Here is a 13,588-nt window from a genome sequence, read left to right as displayed (position 1 = left end):
CGCAGCAGGAAACACCGCATGGAACGCTGGTACCTGGCAACGATGATGTCCTTGCTGCTGCATCAGATCGATGCCGCGTTCTGGCAGGAGTGGCGGATGTTCCAGGTGCCCGGCGGCATCCAGGGATTCCTGCTTTTCAATCTGCTTGCCATCGGCGTACTGCTGCACGGTTACCGTCAGGTCGTGCTCGGCCTGGGCTCTGCGCGCCGCTACGCACTGCTGTGCGGCGCGCTGGGTATCGGCACAGCCCTCATCCATGCAGGCTTCGCTTCGGCCGGTCGCGATGAATTCCACCTGCCCCTGTCGCTGCTCACGCTTCTGGCCTGCCTGGTCAGCGGCAGCGGTTTGCTGCTGCGCATCCGTCGGCGATGAACGTGCGGGCTCCAGCAGTTCGGATACGCGCGGCCGTGTGCACGGATCTTCCGGCACTGATCGCCCTGGACAGCGTTGCGGCCGATGACCCACGGCGTGCCGTGCAGATCGGCCAATGGCTGGCGGACGGCCACATGCACGTCGCCGAACTCGACGACACGCTGGCCGGCTACCGGGTCCAGCACCGGCACTTCTTCGGTGAAGCCTTCATCGAGATGCTGATGGTCGCCGCGCCACTGCGCGGACACGGCGTCGGCAGCGCGCTGCTTCTGCATGCCACGTCGTGCAGCGCAGGTGCCAGGCTTTTCACCTCCACCAACCAATCCAACGCCAACATGCAGCGGCTGCTGGCAGCCGCTGGTTTCCAGCAGTGCGGCATCGTGCACGGCCTCGACGAAGGCGATCCGGAGTTGATCTACCGCTTCGCTACTGACGATGTGAGGTAAGGCGCGACCTTCGCTTCCAGCAGCGCCATCAGCGCCGGATCCATGCAGCGATAGTCGTCGGGGATATCCAGGCAGTGCAGCGGCGTGTGTTCAAGCAGGCGGGCAAAATTCGCCTGCAGCCGATGCTGGTGCTTGGGCTCCATCACGAAGATGACATCAGCCCAGCGGATATCCGCTGGGCTGATGGGCCGGCGCGCATGCGGGCTGGTGCCTGCCGAGCGCGCACTGATACCTGGCCGGCGCTGCCACATCGCTTCAGCGGTGGGGCTGCGCAGCTGGTTGCGACTGCAGACAAACAACAGGTTCAACATTCCTGGTCCAGCAGTTGCCGCGGGCTGAGGACTGGATAGGTGAAACCCAGCTGGCGCGCCCGCAGCAGCTTGTCCCCGCGCGTGTACATCAGCTTCCAGTTCTTTTCCGGCTTGAAGATCGACGGTGCTGCCGTGTGGTCGCCAGCGTGGTGGCGCGACTGCGAGCGCCTCCAGGCGCGGTTCCTTTGCGTTTCCATGATCGTATTCTCGTGAGTACCGGGTTCAGCAGCCGCGGTAGTACGAGTGCGCGCAGGATACAACGCCGCAACAAAAAAGCCCACGCATCGCTGCGCAGGCTTGTCTGTTACATCACAGTGGTCGGGACGGCCGGATTCGAACCGACGACCCTCTGCCCCCCAGGCAGATGCGCTACCAGGCTGCGCTACGCCCCGACTGATGCTGCGATGTGCCCGCCATTGCGGCGGGCCGTGAAGTATAGCGGATTACGGCGGAAATGGGTCAGCGACGCAGCAGTTGCAGCACTTCTTCCAGTTCCATCCGCACCTGCTTGATGATCTGGTTGCTCAAGGCCGATTCCTCGCGCGCATCCGGACCATCCAGGCGCAGGCGCGCGCCACCGATGGTGTAGCCCTGTTCGTACAGCAGGCTGCGGATCTGCCGCACCATCAGCACGTCGTGGCGCTGGTAGTAACGACGGTTGCCACGGCGCTTGGCCGGCTCGAGACTGGGAAACTCGGTTTCCCAGTAGCGCAGCACGTGCGGCTTGACGTCGCACAGTTCACTGACTTCACCAATGGTGAAGTAGCGCTTGGCCGGAATCGGCGGAAGTTCGCGGTTACTGCCCGGATCCAGCATAAGCTTCCACCCTCTCCTTGAGCTTCTGGCCCGGACGGAAGGTAACCACCGTACGGGCGGAAATCGGAATTTCCTCGCCGGTCTTGGGGTTGCGACCCGGGCGCTGGTTCTTGCGCCGCAGGTCGAAATTGCCAAAGCCCGACAGCTTCACCTGACGTCCCTGTTCCAATGCTTCACGCAGCACATCGAAGAACGCGTCGACGAATTCCTTGGCTTCCCGCTTGTTCAGACCGACTTCGTCGAACAGCTTTTCCGCCATCTCCGCCTTGGTCAATGCCATTGCCTGCTACCCCCGAGTGCTGCCCGCTCAGCCGCGGATCCGGGCGTGGTGTTCACGCTCGATGGCAGTGACCGCCTCGGCCACTACCGCTTCCACGTCGCGGTCCGTCAGAGTGCGCGACTTGTCCTGCAAAATCAAGCCCATAGCGAGACTCTTGAATCCCGGCTCGACGCCCTGACCGACATAGCGATCGAACAGGTTCAGCTCGCGCAGCAGCGGACCGGCAGCCTGGCGGATGGTCGCGGCCAGGTCACTCCAGGCCACCTGTTCAGGCACCAGGAAGGCCAGGTCGCGGCGCACTGCCGGGTAGCGCGACAGTTCACCGGCGCGCGGCAGCGCACGGGCCGACAGCGCTTCCAGTTCCAGCTCGAAGGCGTACACGTCCACGTCGATGTCCATCGCCTTGGCCAGGCGCGGGTGGATCTGGCCGATCCAGCCGATGGCCAGGCCGTCGCGGAACACCTCGGCCGAACGCACCGGATGACCGTAGGCACGCGAGGATGGGCGGAACTCCAGGACCGCGCCACTGGCCGCGGCCAGCGATTCCAGGTCGCCCTTCAGGTCATGGAAATCAACCTTGCGGGTCGGCAGGCCCCACTGCACCGCCTGCGCTTCGCCGCAGACCGCAGCGGCCACGCGCGGGGTTTCCAGCGGCGCCGGCTGGCCATCTCCGGCCTGCTGCGCGAACACCCGGCCAAGCTCGAACAGGCGCACCCGGCCGAGCTGGCGGGCGGCGTTGCGGCCCAGCGTGGCGACCAGGCCCGGCAGCAGCGACGGGCGCATCACCGCCAGTTCGGCCGACAGCGGGTTGGCCAGCGGCACCAGATCCTCGCGCAGCTGCCACTGGCCCAGCAGGCCATCGTCGACGAAGGCGAAATTGACGGTTTCCTGCAGATCGCGTGCGATCAGCTGGCGGCGCACGCTCAGCGCGTCCAGCTGGGTCTCGGACGGCATCGCGACACGCGATGCGCCACCCGGCAGCGTGGTCGGGATCTGCTCATAACCGTGGATCCGGGCCAGCTCCTCGATCAGGTCTTCTTCGATGGCGATGTCGAAGCGGCGGCTCGGCGCGGTGACCTGCCAGCCTTCGCCAGCGTCCACCACCTGCATGCCCAGCGCGCGCAGGATGCGCTCGACTTCGGCGTCTTCGATGGTGATGCCCAGCACGCGGGTGATGCGCGCGCGGCGCAGCAGGATCGTCGCCGGCTGCGGCAGGTCGGCCTCCCGTACCGCTTCGGTAACCGTTGCGGGGGTACCGCCGGCCAGGTCCAGCACCAGGCGGGTGGCGTATTCGATGGCAGTACGCGGCAGCGCCGGGTCGACGCCACGCTCGAAGCGGTGGCCGGCATCGGTGTGCAGGCCCAGCTTGCGGCCGCGGCCCATGATCGCGGCCGGCGCGAAGTGCGCCGCTTCCAGGAACACGGCGGTGGTGGCATCGGTGACGCGCGTATCGAAGCCGCCCATCAGGCCGGCCAGGCCGACCGCGCGATCAGCGTCGGTGACCACCAGGAAGCTGTCGTCCAGCGCAGCATCACGGCCATCCAGCAGCTTCAGGCTTTCGCCTGCGCGCGAACGGCGCACACCGATCGTGCCCTGCAGGGTGCCGAGATCGTAGGCGTGCATCGGCTGGCCCAGCTCGAGCATCACGTACTGGGTGATGTCGACCAGCAGCGATACCGGGCGCACGCCGCTGCGGCGCAGGCGCTCGGCCATCCACAACGGGGTCTTCGCCGCGGCGTTGACACCTTCGATGACACGGCCCAGATAGCGCGGCGCTTCGGCACCGGCATCGAGCTGGATTGCCAGCTCGCGGCTGCTCTGGGCAGCGATCGGCGCTGCGATGAAATCCAGCACCTCGCTGCGCGTCGCTGCGGCGACGTCATAGGCGATGCCGCGGATGCTGAAGCAGTCGGCGCGGTTAGGGGTCAGCTTGATCTCGATGCTGGCATCCGGCAGGCCGAGGTACTCCACCAGGGACTGGCCGACCGGCGCGTCGTCCGGCAGTTCCAGCAAACCGGAGGCATCGTTGTCCAGGCCCAGCTCCTTGGCCGAGCACAGCATGCCGTTGGATTCGACGCCGCGCAGCTTGGCCGGCTTGATCTTCAACTCACCGATCTGCGCACCGACCATCGCCAGCGGCGCGACCAGGCCCGGTCGTGCATTCGGCGCACCACAGACGATCTGCAGCAGCTCAGCCTGCCCCGCATCAACCTTGCACACCTGCAGGCGGTCGGCTTCGGGATGGCGCTCGGCTTCGACGATACGCGCAACGACCACGTGCTGCAGGCCATCGCCAAGCGCGGTCACGTCTTCCACTTCCAGGCCAATGGCGGTCAGCACCGCGCTGAGCTCATCGCGCGAGGCAGTGGTCGGGACGTGGCTGCGCAGCCAGTTTTCGGAGAATTTCATGGGTTCACCCTGGTGGGCCCGGCGCATGCGCCTGGGCCTGCGTTGTTGAGTCCGCCGGGCATGGCCCGGCGCTACCTTATGCGTTACGCGAACTGCTTGAGGAAGCGCACGTCATTTTCGAAGAACGCGCGCAGGTCGTTGACGCCGTAGCGCAGCATCGCGAAACGCTCCACGCCCATGCCGAAGGCAAAGCCGGTGTAGCGTTCCGGATCGATGCCGACGTTGCGCAGCACGTTCGGGTGCACCATGCCGCAGCCGAGCACTTCCAGCCAGCGGGTGCTGCCATCGGGCTGCTGCCAGGCGATGTCCACTTCCGCGCCGGGTTCAACGAACGGGAAGTAGCTGGGGCGGAAGCGCATCTCGAAATCGCGCTCGAAGAACGCACGCACGAACTCGGACAGCGTGCCCTTCAGGTCGGCGAAGGTCGAATGCTCGTCAACCAGCAGGCCTTCGACCTGGTGGAACATCGGCGAATGGGTCTGGTCGCTGTCGCTGCGGTAGACCTTGCCGGCGGCGATCATGCGCAGTGGCGGCTGGTGTTCGCCCATGTAGCGCACCTGCACACCGGAGGTATGCGTGCGCAGCAGTCGGCCGTCACCGAAGTAGAAGGTGTCATGCATGGCGCGCGCCGGATGGTGCGGCGGGAAGTTCAGCGCCTCGAAGTTGTGCCAGTCGTCCTCGATCTCCGGCCCTTCGGACAACTCGTAGCCCAGCCGGCCGAAGATGCCGGTGATTCGCTCGAGGGTGCGGGTGATCGGGTGCAGGCCGGCGCGTTCGCCACTGCGGCCCGGCAAGGTGATGTCGATCGCCTCGGCCGCCAGCCGCGCATCGAGCGCAGCATCTTCCAGCACCGCCTTGCGCTCGCCCAGCGCGCTGCTCAGCGCGTCGCGGGCCTGGTTGATGGCCTCACCGGCCGCCTTGCGCTCGTCGGCCGGCAGTGCACCGAGTTGCTTGAGCTGCGAGGTGATGCTGCCGCTCTTGCCAAGCAGGGCCACGCGCAGCTGCTCCAGCGCGTCCGGGCTCTGCGCGGCGGCCACGTCGGCCAGCGCCTGGGAAGTGAGGGATTGGATGTCGCTCATGGGTAGCCGGAACTCCAGTCGGTCTGCCATCGCGATGCGCGAAGGGCCGCGCCGTCGCAACCGCTTGCCGGTCGCCCGCCATCTGCACGGCTGCGCCCGGCACAAAAAAGAATGGGGAAGGACTTCCGCCCTTCCCCATGCATTGCCTCTACCTGACACCGTTCTCCGTGAACGGCAACGGCATCGGGAAGGACTTATGCCGCCAGTGCGCCCTTGGCCTTTTCGGCCAGTGCAGCAAAGCCAGCTGCGTCGTGCACGGCGATGTCAGCCAGAACCTTGCGGTCCAGGGTGATGCCAGCCTTCAGCAGGCCGTTCATGAAACGGCTGTAGCTCAGGCCGTTGATGCGGGCAGCCGCGTTGATGCGGGTGATCCACAGCGAACGGAAGTTGCGCTTCTTCTGCTTACGGCCGATGTAGGCGTACTGCTGTGCCTTGATGACCGCCTGCTTGGCGACGCGGAAGACCTTGCGACGGGCATTGTAGTAGCCCTTCGCCAGATCAAGGATTTTCTTGTGGCGGCGACGCGCCTGTACGCCACGCTTTACTCGTGCCATGTATCAGTCCTCAGAGGTAGGGAAGCATGCGGTCCAGACGGCCTGCGTCTTCTGCGCGGACGTGATTCGTCTGACGCAGGTTACGCTTACGCTTGGTCGCTTTCTTCGTGAGGATGTGGCTACGGTTGGCGTGGCCGCACTTGTACTTGCCCGAGGCGGTCTTGCGGAAACGCTTGGCCGCTGCCCGGTTGGTCTTGATCTTGGGCATTGCAATGTCCTTGATGGGATATGACCCTGGTTTCTGACTGATCTGGCGGCGGCCTGGGCCGCTCTTTCCGTCCTGCCATGATCGGCGTACGACCCGTCCTGGGTGGGTCGAGCCGGGCATGATACAGGCAAATCCGCCCTGTAACCAGCCCCCACACCGTTTTCACACCGAGACCGGCCCTGCCCGCCCCGGAAAAGCAAAAGGACGCCAGCGGCGTCCCTTCACCTTCATCCATTCAGCCGCCAGGCGCCCCGCGAGGCAGCCCGTCAGGCGTCAGGTCTTCTTCTTCGGCGCGATCATCATCACCATCTGACGCCCTTCCAGGCGCGGACGGGATTCGATGACGATGTCTTCGCCCAGATCAGCTTCGATCCGGCCTGCCATCTCGCGGCCCAGTTCCTGGTGGCTCATTTCACGGCCACGGAAACGGATGTTGACCTTGATCTTGTCGCCTTCTTCAAGGAAACCGCGCATCTTGCGCAGCTTGATCTGGTAGTCGCCCTCGTCCGTGACCGGACGGAACTTCACTTCCTTGATCTCGACCTGCTTGGTCTTCTTCTTGGCCTCGCTGGCCTTCTTCTGGGCTTCGAACTTGAACTTGCCGAAGTCCATGATCTTGCACACCGGCGGGTCGGCCTGCGGCTGGATCTCGACCAGGTCCAGGCCTTCATCTTCGGCCATGGACAACGCTTCGTCTCGCGTCAACACGCCGATCATTTCTCCGTCACTGCCGATCACGCGGACGCGCGGCACACGGATTTCCTGATTCTTGCGGTTCTGTTTGTTGTCAGGGGTACTGATATTGCGATCTCCCAAGGGTGTCGAACCCGGCCCGGGCGCCAATGCGCACGGGCCGGACCTTTGTTTACGCGCCCTCGGCCTGGAGCCGCTCGGTGAAAGCCTGGAGGCTCATGCTGCCGAGATCTTCGCCAGAACGCGTACGCACCGCCACAGCGCCGTTTTCCTTCTCGCGGTCACCAATGACCAGCAGGTACGGCACGCGCTGCAGCGTGTGCTCGCGAATCTTATAGCCGATCTTCTCGTTACGCAAATCGGCGCTGACGCGGAAGCCTTGATCCGCAAGGCTTTTGGTCACCGCAGAGACGTATTCAGCCTGAGCATCGGTGATATTGGCCACCACCACCTGGGTCGGCGCCAGCCAGGCCGGGAACTGGCCGGCATGGTGCTCGATCAGGATGCCCAGGAAACGCTCCATCGAACCGACGATGGCCCGGTGCAGCATGACCGGATGCTTCTTCTGGCTGTTTTCGTCCACGTATTCAGCGCCCAGACGGCCAGGCATCATGAAATCGACCTGCATGGTGCCCAGCTGCCAGGTGCGGCCGATGGCGTCCTTCAGGTGGTACTCGATCTTCGGGCCGTAGAAGGCGCCCTCGCCCGGCAGCTCCTGCCATTCCACCCCGCAGCTGGACAGCGCCGAGCGCAGCGCGCCCTCTGCCTTGTCCCAGGTGGCGTCATCGCCCAGGCGCGATTCGGGGCGCAGCGCGATCTTGACCTGGATCTCCTCGAAGCCGAAATGCTGGTACACCGCCAGCGCCTGCTGGTGGAACGCGGTCACTTCCGCCTCGACCTGGTCTTCGGTGCAGAACACGTGACCGTCGTCCTGGGTGAAGCCACGCACGCGCAGGATGCCGTGCAGCGCACCGGAGGGCTCGTTGCGGTGGCAGGCGCCAAACTCACCGTAGCGGATCGGCAGATCGCGGTAGCTGTGCAGCCCCTGGTTGAACACCTGCACGTGACCCGGGCAGTTCATCGGCTTGAGCGCGTAGGTACGCTTCTCCGACTCGGTGAAGAACATCGCGTCCTGGTAGTTGTCCCAGTGGCCCGATTTCTGCCACAGCGACACGTCCAGGATCTGCGGGCAGCGCACTTCGCCGTAGCCGGTGCTGCGGTACACCTTGCGCATGTACTGCTCGACCACCTGCCACAGCGCCCAGCCCTTCGGGTGCCAGAACACCAGGCCCGGGGCCTCTTCCTGCAGGTGGAACAGGTCCTGCTGCTTGCCGATGCGACGGTGGTCGCGCATCTCCGCTTCTTCGATGCGCTTGATGTACGCATCGAGCTGCTTCTTGTCGGCCCAGGCGGTGCCGTAGACGCGCTGCAGCTGCTCGTTCTGCGCGTCGCCGCGCCAATAGGCGCCGGAAATGCGGGTCAGCTTGAAGGCCTTCAGGAAGCGCGTGTTCGGCACGTGCGGGCCGCGGCACATATCCACGTATTCCTGGTGGTAGTACATGCCCATCGCCTGGATGTCAGGCGACATGTCCTCGATCAGGCGCAGCTTGTAGTCCTCGCCACGGGCCTTGAAGATCTCGATGACTTCCGCGCGCGGCGTCACTTTCTTGATGACGTCGTAGTCCTGCGCGATCAGCTCGCCCATGCGCTTTTCGATCGCCGCCATGTCTTCGGGGGTGAACGGGCGCTCGGAGTAGATGTCGTAGTAGAAGCCCTCGGCGATCACCGGGCCGATCACCATCTTCACGTCCGGATAGAGCTGCTTGACCGCGTGTCCGACCAGGTGGGCGCTGGAGTGGCGGATGATTTCCACGCCCTCCTCGTCCTTGGCGGTGATGATGCGCAGGGACGCATCGTGGTCGATGACGTCACTGGCATCGACCAGCACGCCATCCACCGAACCGGCGATGGTGGCCTTGGCCAGGCCGGCGCCGATCGACTGGGCGACGTCCATGACGCTGACGGGGTTTTCGAATTCGCGGCGGCTGCCGTCGGGAAGGGTAATCGTGATCATTGCAATGGCTTCATGCGGGGCCCGCCGTAGCGGGCTGGAAAGCGCTCCCGGGCTGTCGTCCGGGCAATAAAAAAGCGCCGCGAGGGCGCCTGGAATGCAGGGCCTTCGGGGCAGGTCAACAGTGGGCGGTGGTAGTACTCATGTCGCACGCTCGGCCGGCGCAGTGCGCGGGCCACCTTGGTTCCAGGATGTGGTTGCCCGTGATCTTAAACCAGCGGCGGACAAAGCCCAAGCGGTGCCTGAATGGCGCTGGCTGGCGGCGTGAAAACGCAATGATTACCATGTCCGCGCAGCCCGCCCCGTGCCGGCCTGCCCGCTTCCCCCCAGGATCCTGCAATGCGCCACCCGCCCCGACCGGCGCCTGCCGGTCCCGCCCGTGCCCCGCGTTCACCGGCCATATGCCGGGCCCGGAGCCCCCGATGATCACCGTTGGCCTGTCGACCCTGGGCTTCTGCAGCCTCGGCATGCTGTCGGCGATGTTCTCCGCGCTGGCCTTCTATGCCGCCTCCCCGCACTGCCGCTGGCCACGCCTGCGCCGTGCCGGGCGCCTGGGCCGGCAGATCGGCCTGGTCGCTGCAGTCGCTGCGCTGTGGCTGTGGATGGCCGAACTGGGCTTTGCCGCCGGCCTGGTGGCGATGCTGTGCACCTGGATGCTGGCCGCCATGCTGCTGCCGGCACTGGCCGCGTGGCACCGCCCCGATGTGGAGCCGCGCTGATGTGGTCGCGCGCACTGGCCGGCATCTTCGCCGGCTTCTTCCTTGCCGCTGCGGCGACCGGCCTGGTCGCATGGCTGCCGCCGGGCCCCTGGCAGAAGGCCCTGGTGCCGAGCCTGATCGCGTTCGTCCCGTTGTGGATGCTGGCCGCGCTGTGGGCCTTCAGTTTCCGCAGCCCGTTGCGCGCCTGGCTGACCCTGGCCGGTTGCGCGGCCCTGGGCTTCGCCGTACTCGGCCTGCTGCGCCTGGCCGGCGCAGTGCAATGAGATCGACTGCATGAAATTCAGTTCACAGACCCTGCGCACGTTCACCACCCTGCACACCTGGGTCGGCCTGGTCGCCGGCTTCGGGCTGTTCGTGGCGTTCTATGCCGGCGCACTGACCCTGTTCCACCATGACCTCCCGCTGTGGCAGACGCCTGGCGCGGCAACCGCATTGCCGGCCGGCCTGGATGACGCCCAGTACCTGCTCGACGACGTGCTGGCCACGCATGCGGAAGCGCGTCGCCACGTCGGCATGACCTTCCCGGGCGCCGATCATCCGCAGCCGCTGGCCTACTGGCAGGCCGAAGACGGCAGCTGGCGCTATGCATGGCCAGGACAGACCGGCGGCAGTCCGACGCCACCGCAGACCGGGCTGGCCGAACTGGTCAACGAACTGCATTACAGCCTGGGCCTGCCGGTAGCCGGGATCTACGTGATGGGCATCGTCAGCCTTCTGTACGGCATGGCCCTGCTCAGCGGGCTGGTGATCCACCTGCCCAAGCTGCTGGGCGATCTGTTCGCGCTGCGCCCGGGCCGCAATCTAAAGCAGCAGTGGCAGGACGCGCACAACGTGATCGGCGTGCTCAGCCTGCCGTTCCACCTGATGTTCGCGGTGACCGGCGCCCTGCTCTGCCTGGTGTTCATGCAGATGGCGGTACTCGATCCCCTGATCTACGACGGCAAGGCGCTGCAGGCGGTACCGACGGCGATGGATACCGCGCCGCTGCGCGAAGCCAGTGGCATCCCTGCCGCACCGGGCAGCCTGCGCGAACTGCACGCGCGGGCGCTGGAAGTGGCCCGCGCGCAGGGCGTGGCCAACTTCGAACCGGCCTACCTGAAACTGGCCAATGGCGGTGATGCCAACGCGACCATCGAAATCACCGGCGAGGCCAGCGGCACGCTTGGCCCGCTCGGCGCTGTCGCGCTGGATGTCGAAAGCGGCCGCGTGCTGGCCAGCCAGCTGCCCGGCCAGCGCGATGCCAATCACGCCACGCTCAGTGCCGCCTACGCCCTGCATTTCGGCGAGTTCGGCAACGGCGTGGTGGTCTGGCTGTACTTCCTGCTGGGCCTCGGCGGCGCCTTCCTGTTCTATTCGGGCAACCTGCTGTGGATCGAGTCGCGTCGCAAGCGCCGTCAGCCGCAGCAGTCGCGCGCGGCCGTCAACATGGCGCGGGCCACGGTGGGCGTCTGCATCGGCCTGTGTGTGGCGATCTCGGTGGCCTTCGTGGCCGCGCTGGTGCTGGAGCGGGTAGCGCCTGCCCAGGTCGACCACGGCATCCGCTGGGCCTGCTTCGTGACCTGGGCGGCGTGTGCGCTGTGGGCAGCCCTGCGCCGCCCGGCACAGGCGTCGCGCGAGCTGCTGTGGGCCGCGGCGATCAGCACCGCGCTGGTGCCGCTGGCGCACGGCATCCTCAACGGTGACTGGCTGTGGCTGGCCGCCGCACGCGGCCACTGGCCGTTGTTCTGGATCGATGCGATGGCACTGGCGATGGCCTTTGGCTTTGCCCGTCTGGCGTATGCGAGCCAGCGGCGGGCCCGCAACGGTGACCCCAACAGCGTGTGGGCGAACTGACCGGGCCAGTTCGAAGCGAGCGCGGTTACGCGGCGTCCGCGTAGCGGCCGATCTCGATCAGGTTTCCATCCGGATCACGGAAGTACACCGACTCGATCGGCCCAAGCGCTCCGGTACGCGGCACCGGTCCTTCTTCAATCGTTACCTGCTGGGCCTGCAGGTGGGCCAGCACCGCCTGTACGCCCAGCGGGGTGATCAGGCACAGATCGGCGCTGCCACGGGTCGGCAGTAGCGCGTGGGGCTGCAACGGCGCGCTGGCCGGGTGCAGGTTGATCTTCTGCTGGCCGAACTGCAGGGCGACGCGGCCGGCGCCGAAGCGCACGACCTGCATGCCCAGCACGCGCTGGTAGAAGTCGCAGCTGCGCTCGATGTCGGCAACGGTAAGCACCAGATGGTCCAGGCGGTCGATGATGATCATGCACGCAGCTTAGCGCTGCGTGCATGGCGCCGATGTGCGGTTTCAGGCCACAGCGTTTGCCCGTCACCGCCGTACCAGCCCCGGTCCGGAGATGTCGAACCGGTCAGTCGCCGACGCGGGCCTTCTGCCACGGAGCGAGCATGGCGTTGAGCAGGCTGGCCTGCTCGTCGTCACCGGTCAGCTCCCACATGAAGACACCGGCCAGGCCCTGCTCGCGCGCGAACTGCGCACGCAGGCCGATGGAGCGCGGATCCTCGTAACTGATGAAGATCTTCTGCGTCGGGCTGTACAGCCACGGACTCTGCGCCTGCGGCTGCCAATGCTTCGTCCAACCCGGCTGGTCGAGATAGCGCGCCTTGATCACCCGCCAGTCACCGGCATCGGCCGGCGCGCTGTAGGCCTGGTACAGGCCGTCCGCCGACTCGCCGGTGACCTTGAAGCCGCGCCCGTAGAACGGCACGCCCAGTACCAGCTTGGCCGCCGGCACGCCATGCTCGCGGTAGTACTGCACGGCACCGGCCACGTTGTTCCAGCGCCGCAGCTCCGGCGCCAGCGGGTCGGCAGGCACTTCATGCAGCGGTGCATTGAAGGTCGACACCGCCGAGAAGCCGGTGCCCATGTCGTAGCTCATCAGGTTGATGAAATCGAACACCTTGGCCAACGCCGGCAGATCGTAGCTGGCGGCAGGGTCGTATGGCCCATCGGTCTGCAGACGGCCAGCGGCCAGCGCGGCGGTCAGCAGCATCGGCTGCCCCGCCTTTCTGCCGCGGGCATCCAGCGCCAGCCGGAATGCCTGCGCAAGCTTGGTCAGGTTGGCACGGTCCTGCGGCCGGTGCGCCAGTTCCTTCGGGCCACCGCTGACGGGGAACTCCCAGTCGATGTCCACGCCATCGAAGCTGCCCGCATGGCGCTCGAAGAACAACGCCATGCACGAATCGACCAGGCGCCTGCGGCTGGTCTCGGTCAGCGCCGCATCGGAGAATCCGCCCGCGCCCCAGCCCCCGATCGAAATCAACGTGCGCAGATGCGGATGCCTGCGCTTGAGCTCGGCCAATGCGGCGAAGTTGGCTGGCGCCTCGGCACCGATCGCACAGCGTCCGTCCTCGATGGTGGAAAACGCATAGAACAGATGGGTGAGTCGTTCGGCCGGGATGCTCGATACCGGATAGCGCTCGGCGGAACCGCCGGGATAGTACGCACCGAAGATCGGCGGTTGCGCCGGTTGCGCCTGCGCGGCAATGGGCAGGGTGCCGGCGATCAGCACTGCAAGTACGGCCAAGGTCTGGCGGAACATGGAAACTCCCGGGTCGAAGGCGCCGCCACGTTAGCAAACAGATCGGCCCGTGGTGCGGATGTCCGTGCATGTCGTCCGCTGGCCA

17 protein-coding genes and 1 tRNA gene are annotated in these 13,588 nt (G+C 66.1%); 5 read left to right on the top strand and 13 right to left on the bottom strand.

All coding sequences use genetic code 11. The annotated features are described in order from the left end of the window. Window positions 1-18: 18 nt before the first annotated feature. Both AC3WTC_RS09435 and AC3WTC_RS09430 read left to right on the top strand, forming a co-directional pair. Window positions 19-372: a DUF6713 family protein gene (locus AC3WTC_RS09435; protein WP_492711321.1), complete on the top strand. Its 354-nt coding sequence runs from the start codon at window positions 19-21 to the stop codon at window positions 370-372. After that, window positions 369-818, top strand: coding sequence for a GNAT family N-acetyltransferase (locus AC3WTC_RS09430; protein ID WP_117310904.1), 450 nt, complete (start codon window positions 369-371; stop codon window positions 816-818). The genes AC3WTC_RS09435 and AC3WTC_RS09430 overlap by 4 nt, the downstream gene beginning before the upstream one ends. Here the strand turns inward: AC3WTC_RS09430 and AC3WTC_RS09425 are convergent. From AC3WTC_RS09425 to thrS, 11 genes are all read right to left on the bottom strand, one after another. Then, entirely contained in the window at window positions 788-1,129 is a 342-nt protein-coding gene (locus AC3WTC_RS09425; RefSeq protein ID WP_025876304.1) for a low molecular weight protein tyrosine phosphatase family protein, read from the bottom strand. The two genes, AC3WTC_RS09430 and AC3WTC_RS09425, sit on opposite strands and share 31 nt — an antisense overlap. Next, window positions 1,123-1,326, bottom strand: coding sequence for a hypothetical protein (locus tag AC3WTC_RS09420; RefSeq protein ID WP_025876303.1), 204 nt, complete (start codon window positions 1,324-1,326; stop codon window positions 1,123-1,125). The genes AC3WTC_RS09425 and AC3WTC_RS09420 overlap by 7 nt, the downstream gene beginning before the upstream one ends. Before the next feature lie 118 nt (window positions 1,327-1,444). Then, window positions 1,445-1,521 (bottom strand) — tRNA-Pro (locus tag AC3WTC_RS09415). Between the two features lie 67 nt (window positions 1,522-1,588). After that, window positions 1,589-1,945, bottom strand: a complete 357-nt coding sequence (locus AC3WTC_RS09410) for a MerR family transcriptional regulator (protein WP_005410431.1) — start codon at window positions 1,943-1,945, stop codon at window positions 1,589-1,591. Continuing rightward, on the bottom strand, window positions 1,926-2,225 hold the full coding sequence (locus tag AC3WTC_RS09405; RefSeq protein WP_005410432.1) for an integration host factor subunit alpha: 300 nt from the start codon (window positions 2,223-2,225) through the stop codon (window positions 1,926-1,928). Before AC3WTC_RS09405 ends, AC3WTC_RS09410 begins: the two co-directional genes overlap by 20 nt. Window positions 2,226-2,252: 27 nt before the next feature. Beyond that, a complete protein-coding gene (gene pheT / locus AC3WTC_RS09400; RefSeq protein ID WP_492711320.1) occupies window positions 2,253-4,634 on the bottom strand; it encodes a phenylalanine--tRNA ligase subunit beta in 2,382 nt (793 codons plus the stop codon). An 83-nt stretch (window positions 4,635-4,717) separates the two neighbouring features. Next, on the bottom strand, window positions 4,718-5,713 hold the full coding sequence (gene pheS / locus AC3WTC_RS09395; RefSeq protein ID WP_032978609.1) for a phenylalanine--tRNA ligase subunit alpha: 996 nt from the start codon (window positions 5,711-5,713) through the stop codon (window positions 4,718-4,720). A gap of 194 nt (window positions 5,714-5,907) precedes the next feature. After that, window positions 5,908-6,267, bottom strand: coding sequence for a 50S ribosomal protein L20 (gene rplT / locus AC3WTC_RS09390; RefSeq protein ID WP_005410435.1), 360 nt, complete (start codon window positions 6,265-6,267; stop codon window positions 5,908-5,910). A gap of 10 nt (window positions 6,268-6,277) precedes the next feature. Next, window positions 6,278-6,475, bottom strand: a complete 198-nt coding sequence (gene rpmI, locus AC3WTC_RS09385; protein ID WP_002811096.1) for a 50S ribosomal protein L35 — start codon at window positions 6,473-6,475, stop codon at window positions 6,278-6,280. Between the two features lie 273 nt (window positions 6,476-6,748). Beyond that, window positions 6,749-7,291 carry a translation initiation factor IF-3 gene (gene infC / locus AC3WTC_RS09380; protein ID WP_025876259.1) on the bottom strand — a complete coding sequence of 181 codons (543 nt, stop codon included), beginning with the start codon at window positions 7,289-7,291 and terminating at the stop codon, window positions 6,749-6,751. Window positions 7,292-7,340: 49 nt separating this feature from the next. Continuing rightward, a complete protein-coding gene (gene thrS, locus AC3WTC_RS09375) occupies window positions 7,341-9,242 on the bottom strand; it encodes a threonine--tRNA ligase (protein WP_025876257.1) in 1,902 nt (633 codons plus the stop codon). Window positions 9,243-9,661: 419 nt separating this feature from the next. Here thrS and AC3WTC_RS09370 point away from each other — a divergent pair, with 419 nt between their 5' ends. From AC3WTC_RS09370 to AC3WTC_RS09360, 3 genes are read left to right on the top strand one after another with little or no spacing between them, the layout of a single operon-like run. Continuing rightward, window positions 9,662-9,958 carry a hypothetical protein gene (locus AC3WTC_RS09370; protein WP_025876254.1) on the top strand — a complete coding sequence of 99 codons (297 nt, stop codon included), beginning with the start codon at window positions 9,662-9,664 and terminating at the stop codon, window positions 9,956-9,958. Continuing rightward, complete coding sequence (locus AC3WTC_RS09365) at window positions 9,958-10,221, top strand: hypothetical protein (RefSeq protein WP_025876252.1); 264 nt, start codon at window positions 9,958-9,960, stop codon at window positions 10,219-10,221. Before AC3WTC_RS09370 ends, AC3WTC_RS09365 begins: the two co-directional genes overlap by 1 nt. A 10-nt stretch (window positions 10,222-10,231) precedes the next feature. Next, on the top strand, window positions 10,232-11,791 hold the full coding sequence (locus AC3WTC_RS09360) for a PepSY-associated TM helix domain-containing protein (RefSeq protein WP_140227450.1): 1,560 nt from the start codon (window positions 10,232-10,234) through the stop codon (window positions 11,789-11,791). A gap of 25 nt (window positions 11,792-11,816) precedes the next feature. Here AC3WTC_RS09360 and AC3WTC_RS09355 read toward each other — a convergent pair whose 3' ends face one another. Both AC3WTC_RS09355 and AC3WTC_RS09350 read right to left on the bottom strand, forming a co-directional pair. Beyond that, complete coding sequence (locus tag AC3WTC_RS09355; RefSeq protein ID WP_033831632.1) at window positions 11,817-12,209, bottom strand: VOC family protein; 393 nt, start codon at window positions 12,207-12,209, stop codon at window positions 11,817-11,819. Between the two features lie 103 nt (window positions 12,210-12,312). Then, the gene (locus AC3WTC_RS09350) at window positions 12,313-13,503 is read right to left on the bottom strand and encodes a glycoside hydrolase family 18 protein (RefSeq protein ID WP_080148370.1); all 1,191 of its coding nucleotides are present in this window, start codon (window positions 13,501-13,503) and stop codon (window positions 12,313-12,315) included. Window positions 13,504-13,588 lie beyond the last annotated feature (85 nt).

It is taken from the genome of Stenotrophomonas sp. FW305-C-20-S1, assembly GCF_058783335.1.
Note: the sequence above shows the minus strand (reverse complement) of the source record. Positions and strands in the feature narration are given on the sequence as shown.

Excerpts from the sequence above, each read along its gene's own strand:
- AC3WTC_RS09425 (WP_025876304.1), bottom strand. The coding sequence starts at position 1,129 with ATGTTGAACCTGTTGTTTGTCTGCAGTCGCAACCAGCTGCGCAGCCCC.
- AC3WTC_RS09350 (WP_080148370.1), bottom strand. The coding sequence starts at position 13,503 with ATGTTCCGCCAGACCTTGGCCGTACTTGCAGTGCTGATCGCCGGCACC.
- rplT (WP_005410435.1), bottom strand. The coding sequence starts at position 6,267 with ATGGCACGAGTAAAGCGTGGCGTACAGGCGCGTCGCCGCCACAAGAAA.
- AC3WTC_RS09420 (WP_025876303.1), bottom strand. The coding sequence starts at position 1,326 with ATGGAAACGCAAAGGAACCGCGCCTGGAGGCGCTCGCAGTCGCGCCAC.
- AC3WTC_RS09405 (WP_005410432.1), bottom strand. The coding sequence starts at position 2,225 with ATGGCATTGACCAAGGCGGAGATGGCGGAAAAGCTGTTCGACGAAGTC.
- thrS (WP_025876257.1), bottom strand. The coding sequence starts at position 9,242 with ATGATCACGATTACCCTTCCCGACGGCAGCCGCCGCGAATTCGAAAAC.
- AC3WTC_RS09435 (WP_492711321.1), top strand. The coding sequence starts at position 19 with ATGGAACGCTGGTACCTGGCAACGATGATGTCCTTGCTGCTGCATCAG.
- AC3WTC_RS09430 (WP_117310904.1), top strand. The coding sequence starts at position 369 with ATGAACGTGCGGGCTCCAGCAGTTCGGATACGCGCGGCCGTGTGCACG.
- AC3WTC_RS09370 (WP_025876254.1), top strand. The coding sequence starts at position 9,662 with ATGATCACCGTTGGCCTGTCGACCCTGGGCTTCTGCAGCCTCGGCATG.
- AC3WTC_RS09410 (WP_005410431.1), bottom strand. The coding sequence starts at position 1,945 with ATGCTGGATCCGGGCAGTAACCGCGAACTTCCGCCGATTCCGGCCAAG.
- rpmI (WP_002811096.1), bottom strand. The coding sequence starts at position 6,475 with ATGCCCAAGATCAAGACCAACCGGGCAGCGGCCAAGCGTTTCCGCAAG.
- pheS (WP_032978609.1), bottom strand. The coding sequence starts at position 5,713 with ATGAGCGACATCCAATCCCTCACTTCCCAGGCGCTGGCCGACGTGGCC.
- AC3WTC_RS09360 (WP_140227450.1), top strand. The coding sequence starts at position 10,232 with ATGAAATTCAGTTCACAGACCCTGCGCACGTTCACCACCCTGCACACC.
- pheT (WP_492711320.1), bottom strand. The coding sequence starts at position 4,634 with ATGAAATTCTCCGAAAACTGGCTGCGCAGCCACGTCCCGACCACTGCC.
- AC3WTC_RS09365 (WP_025876252.1), top strand. The coding sequence starts at position 9,958 with ATGTGGTCGCGCGCACTGGCCGGCATCTTCGCCGGCTTCTTCCTTGCC.
- AC3WTC_RS09355 (WP_033831632.1), bottom strand. The coding sequence starts at position 12,209 with ATGATCATCATCGACCGCCTGGACCATCTGGTGCTTACCGTTGCCGAC.